This window comes from Enterobacter asburiae (assembly GCF_008080435.1).
Lineage (GTDB): Bacteria > Pseudomonadota > Gammaproteobacteria > Enterobacterales > Enterobacteriaceae > Enterobacter > Enterobacter asburiae_C.
The window spans coordinates 135,704-148,440 of record NZ_VRKN01000003.1 but is presented as its reverse complement, the minus strand read 5'-3'; the positions used below and the strand labels follow the sequence as shown (position 1 = coordinate 148,440).

Here is a 12,737-nt window from a genome sequence, read left to right as displayed (position 1 = left end):
CACAGGGAGAGGGCCGGGGTGAGGGCATCAGGCATTAGCCTTAGCTCGCTGTAACTCTGTACCCCCGCGCTTCATCACCCGCTCCAGCACTTCTGCCTCCAGCTCTGCCAGTCTTGCCGAGCCCACGCGACGAGGCCGCGGAAGATCCACCGACAGATCCAGACCTATTTTCCCGTCCTCTATTAACAGCACCCGGTCAGCCATCGCGACGGCTTCGCTCACGTCATGCGTCACCAGCAGTACCGTAAAGCCGTGCGCCTGCCACAGGGATCCAATCAAATCCTGCATTTCTATCCGCGTCAGGGCATCGAGCGCGCCGAGCGGTTCATCAAGCAACAGCAGGCCCGGACGGTGAATCAATGCCCGCGCGAGCGCCACGCGCTGCTTCTGCCCACCCGAGAGGGCTGCAGGCCATTCACCCGCACGATTTTCCAGCCCAACGGCGGCCAGCGCCTGGCGGGCCTCATCCCGCCAGTTGCCCTTCAGACCGAGCCCGACATTGTCGATAACCGTCTTCCACGGCAGCAGGCGCGCATCCTGAAACATCATGCGGGTATCGTCCTGAATATTTGCCAGCGGCGTCGTTCCTGCCAGAATGTCACCGCTGTTGGGGGCTTCCAGTCCGGCCAGTAGCCGTAGCAGGGTACTCTTGCCGCCGCCGCTGCGCCCGACAACGGCCACGAATTGTCCTGCGGGAATATGCAGATCCAACCCGTTAAGAATGGTGTTTTCGCCGTAGCGTTTGGTCACGCCGTTCAGCAGTAACGGTGTTCCCTGGTTCAGTCGTGCAGTATTCATGCTTTCGCCTCCTGAAGGGTGTAGGCCGGGTTCCAGCGCAGCCAGCTGCGCTCCAGCCACTGGGCGCTGACGTCGGCGAGTTTGCCGAGCAGGGCATACAGGATGATGGCAACCACCACCACGTCCGTTTGCAGGAATTCGCGGGCGTTCATCGCCAGGTAGCCAATGCCGGAGTTGGCCGAGATGGTCTCCGCCACAATCAGCGTCAGCCACATCAGGCCGAGCGCAAAACGCACCCCGACCATAATGGAGGGCAGGGCGCCGGGCAGAATCACGTGTATAAAGAGGGAAAAACCCGATAAGCCGTAGCTGCGCGCCATCTCCACCAGGCCGCGATCGATATTACGGATGCCGTGCCAGGTATTGATATAAATCGGAAACAATGTGCCCAGCGCCACGAGGAAGATCTTGGCGCTCTCATCAATGCCAAACCACAAAATCACCAGCGGGATCAGCGCCAGATGCGGTACGTTGCGCAGCATCTGAATGGACGTATCCAGCAGCCTCTCGCCCCAGCGGGAAAGGCCGCTGATCAAGCCCAGAACCAGACCGATGCTGCCGCCGATGGAAAACCCAATCACGGCGCGCCAGGAGCTGATCGCCAGATGCTGCCATAGCTCACCGCTCACGCTCAGCGACCAGAACGCTTCTACGACGCCCTCCGGAGAGGGCAGAATGCGGCTCGACAGCCAGCCGGTGGACGACGCGAGCTGCCAGAGAGCCACAATGCCGACGGGTAAAAACCACGGCGCGGCGCGCAGCAGCCATTTTTGTGAGGTGGCAGACATGGTCACTCCTTAGCTCTGTGCGGCTTTGCGTGGAATAAACTCGTTCGCCACGGCTTCGCCCTGAAGCTGAAGCCGCTGCGGCTGCGGAATTTCCGGAATGGCGACATCCAGATGCGGGAACAACAGCTCGCCCACCTTGTACGCCTCTTCCAGATGCGGATAACCGGAGAGAATAAAGCTGTCGATACCCAGGTCAGCGTATTCATTAATCCGGGCGGCTATGGTCGGTCCGTCGCCGACCAGCGCCGTGCCCGCACCGCCGCGCACCAGACCGACGCCCGCCCACAGGTTCGGACTGATCTCCAGGTTCTCGCGCTTGCCGTTGTGCAGGGACGCCATTCGGTGCTGTCCGACGGAGTCGGTTTTCGCAAACGCGGCCTGCGCCTTCGCGATGGTCTCATCATCCAGATGGGAAATCAGACGGTCGGCGGCCTGCCAGGCTTCTTCATTGGTTTCGCGCACAATCACGTGCAGGCGAATGCCGAAGCGAACCTTGCGGCCATGGGCGGCCGCTTTAGCGCGTACCTGGGCAATTTTTTCTTTCACCAGCTCAGGCGGTTCGCCCCAGGTCAGATAGAGATCGACCTGCTCTGCCGCCAGATCCTGGGCAACGTCCGACGATCCACCAAAATAGAGAGGCGGGCGCGGCTGCTGCACCGGCGGGAAGTAGAGTTTCGCGTCACGAACGTGAATATGCTTGCCTTCAAGGGTGACGGTTTCACCTTCCAGCAGACGTCGCCAGACGCGGGTGAACTCGGCGGAGGCTTCATAGCGCTCGGTATGGTCGAGGAATACCCCATCGCCCGCCAGCTCCTGCGGGTCGCTGCCCGTCACCAGGTTAAACAGGGCGCGACCGTTGGACAGTCTGTCCAGCGTTGCCGCCTGACGCGCCGCCACGGTGGGGGAGACAACGCTTGGGCGTAACGCGACCAGGAATTTCAGACGCTGGGTGACCGGGATCATCGACGCGGCGACCAGCCAGGCATCTTCGCACGAGCGTCCGGTTGGGATCAGTACCCCGGTGAAACCGATTCGGTCTGCCGCCTGCGCAATCTGCTGCAGATAGCCATGGTCAACCGGACGTGAACCCTCTTCTGTACCGAGATAGTGTCCATCACCGTGGGTGGGTAAAAACCAGAAAAGATTCAGACTCATGATTTAGCTCCTTCTTTGCCTGCGGGCTGCCAGATGCGTTCGCGAATATCGACCTGTTTTGGAACCAGGCGGTTTTGATAGAAGAGGTCAGCAGTTTGTTGCTGAAGCGCGGCGACGTGCGCGTCCACGGGCGTAATGGTGGTCGGCGGACGGTGGTTGAGATAGCTCGCAATCACCGGCTCAGGTAAGCCCATGGTTTTCGCCAGCAGGGCAATGCTCTCCTGACGCTGGGTCTGGGTCAGCGCATCGGCCTGGGTAAAGGTATCCAGTACGCCCTGAATAAATGCGCCGTTCTTTTCCGCATAAGGGCGCGCGGCAAGATAGAACGAGCCAGTCTGTTTCAGCGTGGTACCGTCTTTCAGCACGCGAACGTCGCCCTGCAGTAATGCGGCGGAGTAGTACGGATCCCAGATGGCCCAGGCATCAACGTTCTTCTGCTGGAACGCGGCGCGCGCGTCGGCAGGCGTCAGGTAAACAGGTTGAATATCAGTGAACTTGAGCCCGGCTTCTTGCAGGGCACGCAGCAGCAGGTTGTGTGAGCTGGAACCTTTCTGGAAAGCAACTTTATGGCCTTTGAGATCGGCGACGCTTTTAATGTCGCTGTTTTCAGGCACCAGAATCACTTCGGCCTTCGGTTTGGGCGGCTCAACGCCAACATAGACGAGGTCGGCTCCCGCCGCCTGGGCGAATATCGGCGGAATGTCACCCGTGCTGCCAAGATCGATACTGCCGACGTTCAGGGCCTCCAGCATCTGCGGGCCAGCCGGGAACTCCACCCAGGAGAATTTGGTGTCCGGGAAGCGTTTTTCCAGAAGCTGGTGGCTTTTCGCCAGCACCATGCTGACGCTGCCTTTCTGATAGCCAATGCGTAAACTTTCCGGAGCCGTTTCCGCGGCATGAGCCAGCGAGGTAAGCGCCATCAGACCTGCCAGTCCGATACGGGTTAACGTTTTAAACATGTGCGACTCCTTGAGGCTGACCAAACGCCGGCACCTGGATATCCCTGCGGTGCAGAGCATGCCAGAAGGTTTCCAGGGCATTATCGAGGCGGGTTTGCAGGTTTGGCGTGAAATGAGGTTTATGTTGATAATCGATAACCTGGGAGTCATCTGCGAAAACGCCGTGGAGGATCTCCTGCGCTTTCAACGCATTCAGCACCGGCTTCAGGGCATAATCCACGGCCAGTAAATGGGCAACCGTACCGCCCGTTGCCAGCGGCAGCACGACCTTGCCGTCCAGGGCGCGTTCCGGAAGCAGATCGAGCAGGGTTTTCAGCGCTCCGGAAAAAGAGGCTTTATAAATGGGCGTTGCCACAATTAAACCGTCAGCGCCGTGAAGCTGCTCAATGAGGGTTTTCAGCGCAGGGCTGTCGAAACGGGCATAGAGCAAATCTTCAGGTTCGAAGTTATGCAGGTTCCAGTGGCACACTTCCACATCCAGGGCATTGAGTTTTTCGCGGGCATATTCCAGCAGGGCGCTGGAGCGCGACGGGAATCGTGGACTTCCGGCCAGGGTAATGACGCGCATACTTCCTCCTTATAACCAATTGTTTGCTTTTATCTAACATTCATAACAATTTTCAGGAGTGTGACACCGCGCGGTTATTCCACTAAATGATTTATCTGCAATTAAAATGCGAAAAAGTGCATAAGAAATAGACAGGGAGGTAAACGATTGCGTTTTACGCTGATTTTTTGCCGCAGGTCAATTCCCTTTCGCGTGTGGATCGCCCATAATCCACTCCCGGTTTGCACACCGGGAATCCAGGAGAGTTCATGTACTACCCCTTCGTTCGTAAAGCCCTTTTCCAGCTCGACCCTGAGCGCGCTCATGAATTTACAATGCAGCAATTACGTCGTATTACCGGAACGCCTCTGGCCGCTCTGGTGCGTCAGAATGTGCCGGAAAAACCTGTGCAGTGCATGGGTCTGACCTTTAAAAATCCGCTGGGTCTGGCGGCTGGTCTGGACAAAAATGGCGAGTGCATTGAAGCCCTGGGCGCGATGGGCTTTGGCTCCATTGAAATCGGTACCGTCACACCGAGACCGCAGCCGGGAAATGACAAGCCGCGCCTGTTCCGCCTGGTTGAAGCCGAAGGGCTGATCAACCGCATGGGCTTCAATAATCTCGGTGTTGATCACCTTGTTGAGAACGTAAAAAAAGCCCATTTTGATGGAATATTAGGCATCAATATCGGTAAAAATAAAGACACGCCGGTAGAGCAGGGTAAAGATGACTATCTGATTTGTATGGAAAAAGTCTATGCCTATGCCGGTTATATTGCGGTGAACATTTCGTCACCCAATACCCCGGGTCTGCGTTCCTTACAATATGGCGAAGCGCTGGACGATCTTCTGAGTGCCATTAAAAATAAACAAAATGAACTCCAGACGATCCACCATAAATATGTTCCGGTCGCGGTTAAGATCGCCCCGGATCTTTCTGCCGAAGAATTGATCCAGGTTGCCGACAGTTTAGTTCGCCATAATATTGATGGTGTGATTGCAACCAATACCACCCTCGATCGCTCCCTCGTGCAGGGAATGAAAAACTGTGACGAAGCGGGTGGGTTAAGTGGACGTCCGGTGCAATTAAAAAGCACCGAAATTATTCGTGCCCTGTCTGCAGAATTAAAAGGACGTCTGCCAATTATTGGCGTCGGTGGCATTGACTCAGTGATTGCTGCGCGCGAGAAGATGGCGGCGGGTGCGTCACTGGTGCAAATCTATTCCGGCTTTATTTTTAAAGGACCGCCGCTGATTAAAGAAATCGTTACTCATATCTAATCTTTTCTCTTAATCAGACAACCAGGGCTTTATTTCCAGCCCTGGTTGTTTTATATTCCGTCACTGTTGCTTATTTAGACATTATAGTCTTTTATTAATGGTGTTATAAACAAAGCGGCAATCAGGACATTTTTAGTACAGGACGTTTGGGGACGGGAGAGACACATGCGAATTAAACCTGACGATAACTGGCGCTGGTATTTTTGCGACGAGCATGACCGAATGATGCTCGATTTAGCTAATGGCATGTTGTTTCGTTCTCGTTTTGCCCGCCGAATGTTAACCCCGGACGCGTTTTCCCCGTCGGGCTTTTGCGTTGACGATGCGGCGCTTTATTTCTCCTTTGAAGAAAAATGCCGCGATCTGGTGCTCTCTAAAGAGCAGCGTGCCGAGCTGGTATTAAATGCGCTGGTGGCTATCCGCTTCCTGAAACCGCAAATGCCAAAAAGCTGGCATTTTCTTGCGCACGCCTTGAGCTGGACCCCGGCAACGGGCGATGCGGCCAGCGTTAATCTGAGCGATACCGCAGAAGAGGTGAGTCTGTTAGTGGTTGAGCCGGGCGAAAATGCCGCACTCTGTCTGCTGGCGCAGCCCGGCGTAACCATTGCCGGGCGGACGATGCAGCTTGGCGATGCCATTAAAGTGATGAATGACAGGCTGAAGCCACAGCTGCGCGTAGATTCCTTCAGCCTCGAACAGGCGGTTTAAGCTTCCAGCTGTACGGACGTTTTCGGTATGCAGCTACAGCACAGAATTGTGCCGTCATTCCCAATTGCTGATTTTTTCAGCGCACTGACCTCTCCATCCACCAGCTTGATGCGGCAGCATCCGCAAATGCCTGCGCGACAGGAATAGGGTACGCGAATACCTGCCTGCTCCAGTTGCTCCAGTAATACCTGCTGGTTGTTGCCACGGATGACGTTGCCCTGCCAGTGAATATCTACCGCAGAGGCGACATTCGTCTCAACGTCGACCATTTCTTCTTCCTGACCTGAGCCGTACACTCTTGCAGGCCCTCGGGCAAGAATCTCTATCTCATCACCGACGCGGATTGCGCCGCTGGAGCGCGGGATCAGGTTCTGACCGAAATCCACATCGCCGTTGTCCTGCGAGGTGCGGAACGACTGCAGCGTCTTCAGCGGTTCGCCGGAAGGGTGCTTCTGGCCTTTCTCAGGGCTTACCGTTGTGAAAATGCAGCGGCTGCAAGGCTTTACCACGTCAAAAATGACGCTGCCAATGCGGATCACTTTCCAGGTGTCCTCTTCCCAGGCGTCGACACCCGTCGCCACCAGGTTCGGACGAAACTGTTCCATTTGAACGCTGGCTTTGCAGCGGCCTTGTAAATCACGCAGTGAGGCTTCGTTAGTCAGCAGGAACGGGAAGCCATCGGCGAAGGAGAGGGGAACGGCGTCATGACGCTTCACGCGACGCGTCGGTTCAGGCCCAACCCAGCGCAGCTGCACGTCACGGGAGAAGAAATCGCTCAGCCAGCGGTTAATTTCATCCGGGGCGATGCGCGCGGTAAAATGATTGCCCCACACTTCCGTTGGCGCATCGACAGGCGCAAAATCAGCAAAGCGAATGACCACACTGGAACCGTCCGGCGCGGTAAGGTGCAAACCGTCATGAAGCGGGGAAGGGGTAAAGCGAACCATCTGCGGGAACTGGCGTGCGGTAATGAACGTGCCGTCAGGCTCGGTGACCATAAAAATACGATCGAAGGCGAATCCGCTCATGTCGGCCAGCGCGTGAGAGACGCCGATGCCACGCATGGATTTCACCGGATGAATAAAAAGCCTGGATAACGTCGCCACTGCACACTCCCACAAATGAAAATAAGCCTTCAACTTTATGACATACACGCCATATTAGCTATAATGCGCGACAATTTTCTAAGAGTAAAAGTGACGATATGAATTCTCTGTTTGCCAGTACGGCCCGTGGGCTGGAAGAGCTGTTAAAAACTGAACTGGAAAGCCTGGGCGCGCAAGAGTGCCAGGTGGTTCAGGGTGGTGTCCATTTTGAGGGCGACACGCGGCTTATTTACCAGAGCCTGATGTGGAGCCGTCTGGCGTCGCGCATAATGCTGCCGATGAAAGAGTGCAAGGTCTATAGCGACCTGGACCTCTATACCGGCGTCCAGATGATCGACTGGACAGAGATCTTCACGCCAAATGCCACCTTTGCAGTGCATTTCAACGGCGTGAACGATGAGATCCGCAACAGCCAGTACGGTGCCTTGCGCGTAAAAGACGCCATTGTGGACTGCTTCACGCGTAAAAATAAGGAACGCCCGAACGTCGATCGCGAAAATCCGGATCTGCGTATTAACGTCTGGCTGAACGGTGACACGGCGAGTATTTCTCTCGATCTGAGCGGCGCAGGTCTGCACCTGCGCGGCTATCGCGATCGTACTGGTATGGCGCCAATTAAAGAAACGCTGGCCGCCGCCATCGTAATGCGCTCCGGCTGGCAGCCGGGCACGCCGCTGCTCGACCCGATGTGTGGTTCCGGTACGCTGCTGATTGAAGCGGCCATGCTGGCAACTGACCGCGCGCCGGGCCTGCATCGCGGTCACTGGGGCTTTAAAGGCTGGGCGCAGCACGACGAAGCGCTCTGGAAAGAGGTCAAAGACGACGCGCAGACCCGCGCACGCAAAGGTCTGGCGGAGTACACCTCCCACTTCTACGGGTCGGACAGCGACCCGCGCGTAATTGAACGCGCGCGCAGCAACGCCCGTCGCGCCGGTATCGGCGAGCTGGTTACCTTCGAGGTGAAAGACGTGGCGAATCTGACCAACCCGCTGCCAAAAGGCCCGTACGGTACCGTGATCAGCAACCCGCCATACGGCGAGCGTCTGGACAGTGAACCGGCGCTGATTGCCCTGCACAGCCTGCTGGGCCGCAACATGAAGGACTACTTCGGCGGCTGGAACCTGTCTCTGTTTAGCGCCTCGCCGGAGCTGCTGAGCTGCCTGCAGCTGCGTGCCGATCGCCAGTTTAAGGCGAAAAACGGTCCGCTGGACTGCGTGCAGAAGAACTACCATCTGGCGGAGAAAACGGCGGACAGCAAGCCATCTGGCGTGGCGGAAGATTATGCCAACCGCCTGCGCAAGAACCTGAAGAAATATGAAAAGTGGGCGAAGCAGGAAGGGATTGAATGCTACCGCCTGTACGACGCCGACCTGCCGGAGTACAACGTGGCGGTTGACCGCTACGCGGACTGGGTGGTGATTCAGGAATATGCTCCACCGAAAACCATTGATGCGCAAAAAGCGCGTCAGCGCATGCTGGATGTGATTGCGGCCACCATCGCCGTGCTCGGCATCACGCCGAACAAGCTGGTGCTGAAGACCCGCGAGCGCCAGAAAGGGAAAAACCAGTACCAGAAGATGAATGAGAAGGGCGATTTTATCGAAGTGGGCGAATACAACGCCCGCCTGTGGGTAAACCTGACCGACTATCTGGATACCGGCCTGTTCCTTGACCACCGTATCGCCCGTCGCATGCTGGGCGAGATGAGCAAGGGCAAAGATTTCCTCAACCTGTTCTCCTATACCGGTAGCGCGAGCGTGCATGCCGGTCTGGGCGGCGCGCGGAGCACCACCACGGTGGATATGTCCCGTACCTATCTGGAATGGGCGGAGCGCAACCTGCGTCTTAACGGTTTAACCGGACGTCAGCATCGCCTGATGCAGGCCGACGTGCTGGGCTGGCTGCGTGATACCGACGAGCAGTTCGATCTGATCTTTATCGATCCGCCGACCTTCTCCAACTCCAAGCGTATGGAAGATAGCTTTGACGTACAACGCGATCACCTGCGCCTGATGACCGACCTGAAGCGCCTGCTGCGTAAGGGCGGCACCATTATGTTCTCGAACAACAAACGCGGCTTCCGTATGGATCATGACGGTTTAGCTGACCTGGGACTGAAAGCACAAGAAATCAGCCAAAAAACGCTGTCTCAGGACTTTGCCCGTAACCGTCAAATTCATAACTGCTGGTTGATTACCGCGGTCTGAAAGGAAAAATAAATGTCATTAATTAGCATGCATGGCGCGTGGCTCTCTTTTAGCGATGCGCCACTTCTCGATGATACTGAACTGCATATTGAAGACAACGAACGCGTCTGTCTTGTAGGCCGTAACGGCGCGGGTAAATCCACGCTGATGAAAATCCTCAACCGTGAACAGGGCCTGGATGACGGGCGCATTGTTTACGAGCAGGATCTGATTGTTTCCCGTCTGCAGCAGGACCCTCCTCGTAACGTGGCGGGTACCGTTTATGATTTCGTTGCAGAAGGGATTTCTGAGCAAGCTGAATACCTGAAGGGCTATCACGAAATTTCACATCTGGTGATGACCGACCCAAGTGAAAAAAATCTCAATGAGATGGCACGCCTGCAGGAGCTTCTGGATCATCACGGTCTGTGGCAGCTTGAAAGCCGTATTACGGAAGTGCTGGATCAGTTAGGTCTGGATGCGGATATGGAGCTGTCGGCGCTCTCCGGCGGCTGGCTGCGTAAAGCGGCGCTTGGGCGTGCGTTGGTCAGCGGCCCGAAGGTGCTGTTGCTGGATGAACCGACCAACCACCTGGATATCGAAGCGATTGACTGGCTGGAAGGGTTCCTGAAAACCTTTAACGGCACCATTATTTTCATCTCACACGACCGTTCGTTTATCCGCAATATGGCAACGCGTATTGTCGATCTCGATCGCGGTAAGCTGGTGACTTATCCTGGCGATTACGATACCTATCTACTGGAAAAAGAAGAAAACCTGCGTGTGGAAGAGCTGCAAAATGCTGAGTTTGACCGCAAGCTGGCACAGGAAGAGGTCTGGATCCGCCAGGGTATCAAAGCCCGCCGTACCCGTAACGAAGGCCGCGTGCGTGCCCTGAAAGCGATGCGTAACGAGCGCAGTGCTCGCCGTGAAGTGATGGGGAGCGCGAAGATGCAGGTCGAAGAGGCATCTCGCTCCGGTAAGATTGTCTTTGAAATGGAAAATGTGGATTACCAGGTCGATGGGAAAGTTCTGGTGAAAGACTTCTCCGCTCAGGTGCAGCGTGGCGATAAAATTGCGCTCATTGGCCCGAACGGCTGTGGTAAAACCACGTTACTCAAGCTGATGCTCGGTCAGCTGCAGGCTGACAGCGGCCGTGTTCACTGCGGGACAAAGCTGGAAGTCGCCTACTTCGACCAGCACCGTGCAGAACTGGACCCAGACAGAACGGTAATGGATAACCTTGCTGAAGGTAAGCAAGAGGTGATGGTTAATGGCAAACCGCGCCACGTGCTGGGCTATCTGCAGGACTTCCTGTTCCATCCGAAACGTGCAATGACCCCAGTGCGTGCGTTATCTGGAGGAGAGCGTAATCGTCTGCTGCTGGCGCGTTTGTTCCTGAAACCAAGTAACTTGTTGATTCTCGATGAACCAACGAACGACCTGGATGTCGAAACGCTGGAACTGCTCGAAGAACTGATTGACGGTTATCAGGGTACCGTGATGCTGGTTAGCCACGATCGTCAGTTCGTTGATAACACCGTGACCGAGTGCTGGATCTTCGAAGGTGAAGGGCGAATTGGACAATACGTAGGCGGTTATCACGATGCAAAAGGGCAGCAATCGCAGTCTCTGGCGCAGAAACAGTCAAAGTCCAAAACAAGTTCTGAACCTGCTGTAACAAAAGCAGAAACTGTCAAGAAAACCTCGGCTAAACTAAGTTATAACCTGCAGCGCGAACTGGAGGGGCTACCTCAGCGTCTGGAAGAACTGGAGGCCGCGCTTGAGGATCTGCAAAAACAGGTTGCTGATGCGTCATTCTTTAGCCAATCGCATGACTATACTCAGAAAGTACTGTCTGAACTGTCCGCGGCTGAAAAAGCCCTGGAAGAAGCATTTGAGCGCTGGGAGTACCTTGAGTCTCTGAAAAACGGCGCATAAACAGGGATAACATATGTGTGACCAGCACCATGCCGACAGGCATATTTTATGCTCGCAATGCGATATGCTCGTGGCGTTGCCAGAGCTTGGTCACGGACATAAAGCCCTGTGTCCACGTTGCGGTGCGACGTTGACAACCGAGTGGGATGCGCCGCGGCAGCGTCCCACTGCTTACGCTCTGGCAGCATTGTTCATGCTGCTGCTCTCCAATCTCTTCCCCTTCATCTATATGAAGGTGGGGGGGATAACCAGCCAGGTGGATTTGCTTGAAATCCCGGGCGTAATGTTTTCGGAAGATTACGCCAGCCTCGGCACCTTTTTTCTCCTGTTTGTCCAGATAGTCCCGGCTTTTTGCCTGGTCGTTATCCTTTTGCTGGTCAACCGCGTAAGGATGCCGGCGCCCCTGAAAATCCGGCTCGCGCGTATCCTTTTTCAGCTCAAAAGCTGGGGCATGGCCGAAATCTTTCTGGCGGGCATTCTGGTCAGTTTCGTGAAGCTGATGGCGTACGGCGATGTGGGGATTGGCAGCAGCTTTATTCCGTGGTGCCTGTACTGCGTCCTGCAGCTGCGCGCATTCCAGTGCGTGGACAGGCGCTGGGTGTGGGATGATATCGCCCCGGCGCCGACGCTTGCGCAGACGGTGAAGGTCGGTGTGCCCGGTATTCGTCAGGGGCTGCGTTCTTGCCCATGCTGCACCGCCGTGCTGCCCGCCGATCTCGACGTTTGTCCGCGCTGCGAAACGAAAGGTCACGTACGCCGTAAAAATAGTCTGCAGTGGACGATGGCGCTGCTGGTCACGTCCATCATGCTGTATCTGCCGGCCAATATTCTGCCGATCATGATCACCAATTTGCTCGGCGACAAAATGCCCTCGACGATCCTGGCCGGGGTGGTATTGCTGTGGGGTGAAGGTTCTTATCCGGTCGCCGGCGTCATTTTTATCGCCAGTATTATGGTGCCAACCCTAAAAATGATCGCCATCGCCTGGCTCTGCTGGGATGCGAAAGGTCATGGGAAACGCGACAGCGAGCGCATGCACCTGATTTATGAAGTGGTCGAGTTTGTCGGACGCTGGTCAATGATTGACGTGTTTGTCATCGCTGTTCTCTCTGCGCTGGTGCGGATGGGCGGTTTGATGAATATTTATCCCGCGATGGGGGCTTTAATGTTTGCACTGGTTGTGATTATGACCATGTTTGCGGCCATGACCTTCGACCCTCGTTTATCGTGGGATCGTGAGCCTGAATCAAGCCATGAGGAAGAGTAAGA

11 protein-coding genes are annotated in these 12,737 nt (G+C 55.8%); 5 read left to right on the top strand and 6 right to left on the bottom strand.

The features are described 5' to 3' along the window. Positions 1-27 precede the first annotated feature (27 nt). The 5 genes from ssuB to ssuE are packed head-to-tail and all read right to left on the bottom strand — an operon-like array spanning position 28 to position 4,268. The gene (ssuB, locus tag FU672_RS06590; protein WP_148242627.1) at positions 28-798 is read right to left on the bottom strand and encodes an aliphatic sulfonates ABC transporter ATP-binding protein; all 771 of its coding nucleotides are present in this window, start codon (positions 796-798) and stop codon (positions 28-30) included. Continuing rightward, the gene (ssuC, locus tag FU672_RS06585) at positions 795-1,586 is read right to left on the bottom strand and encodes an aliphatic sulfonate ABC transporter permease SsuC (RefSeq protein ID WP_023311016.1); all 792 of its coding nucleotides are present in this window, start codon (positions 1,584-1,586) and stop codon (positions 795-797) included. Before ssuC ends, ssuB begins: the two co-directional genes overlap by 4 nt. A 9-nt stretch (positions 1,587-1,595) precedes the next feature. Then, positions 1,596-2,741: an FMNH2-dependent alkanesulfonate monooxygenase gene (gene ssuD, locus FU672_RS06580; protein WP_148242625.1), complete on the bottom strand. Its 1,146-nt coding sequence runs from the start codon at positions 2,739-2,741 to the stop codon at positions 1,596-1,598. Then, positions 2,738-3,700: a sulfonate ABC transporter substrate-binding protein gene (locus tag FU672_RS06575; RefSeq protein WP_148242624.1), complete on the bottom strand. Its 963-nt coding sequence runs from the start codon at positions 3,698-3,700 to the stop codon at positions 2,738-2,740. The genes ssuD and FU672_RS06575 overlap by 4 nt, the downstream gene beginning before the upstream one ends. Next, a complete protein-coding gene (ssuE, locus tag FU672_RS06570) occupies positions 3,693-4,268 on the bottom strand; it encodes an NADPH-dependent FMN reductase (protein WP_148242622.1) in 576 nt (191 codons plus the stop codon). The genes FU672_RS06575 and ssuE overlap by 8 nt, the downstream gene beginning before the upstream one ends. Positions 4,269-4,516: 248 nt before the next feature. On the opposite strand from ssuE, the gene pyrD reads away from it, so the two are divergent. Together pyrD and zapC are read left to right on the top strand one after the other, a co-directional pair. Next, a complete protein-coding gene (pyrD, locus tag FU672_RS06560; protein ID WP_148242621.1) occupies positions 4,517-5,527 on the top strand; it encodes a quinone-dependent dihydroorotate dehydrogenase in 1,011 nt (336 codons plus the stop codon). A gap of 165 nt (positions 5,528-5,692) precedes the next feature. After that, entirely contained in the window at positions 5,693-6,235 is a 543-nt protein-coding gene (gene zapC / locus FU672_RS06555) for a cell division protein ZapC (protein WP_148242620.1), read from the top strand. On the opposite strand, the gene FU672_RS06550 is transcribed toward zapC, so the two are convergent. After that, complete coding sequence (locus FU672_RS06550; protein ID WP_148242619.1) at positions 6,232-7,341, bottom strand: YcbX family protein; 1,110 nt, start codon at positions 7,339-7,341, stop codon at positions 6,232-6,234. The two genes, zapC and FU672_RS06550, sit on opposite strands and share 4 nt — an antisense overlap. Before the next feature lie 98 nt (positions 7,342-7,439). On the opposite strand from FU672_RS06550, the gene rlmKL reads away from it, so the two are divergent. From rlmKL to pqiA, 3 genes are read left to right on the top strand one after another with little or no spacing between them, the layout of a single operon-like run. Next, positions 7,440-9,548 carry a bifunctional 23S rRNA (guanine(2069)-N(7))-methyltransferase RlmK/23S rRNA (guanine(2445)-N(2))-methyltransferase RlmL gene (rlmKL, locus tag FU672_RS06545; protein ID WP_148242618.1) on the top strand — a complete coding sequence of 703 codons (2,109 nt, stop codon included), beginning with the start codon at positions 7,440-7,442 and terminating at the stop codon, positions 9,546-9,548. Positions 9,549-9,560: 12 nt separating this feature from the next. Continuing rightward, positions 9,561-11,468, top strand: a complete 1,908-nt coding sequence (locus tag FU672_RS06540) for an ABC transporter ATP-binding protein (RefSeq protein WP_148242617.1) — start codon at positions 9,561-9,563, stop codon at positions 11,466-11,468. A 13-nt stretch (positions 11,469-11,481) separates the two neighbouring features. Beyond that, on the top strand, positions 11,482-12,735 hold the full coding sequence (gene pqiA, locus FU672_RS06535; protein WP_148242616.1) for a membrane integrity-associated transporter subunit PqiA: 1,254 nt from the start codon (positions 11,482-11,484) through the stop codon (positions 12,733-12,735). Positions 12,736-12,737 lie beyond the last annotated feature (2 nt).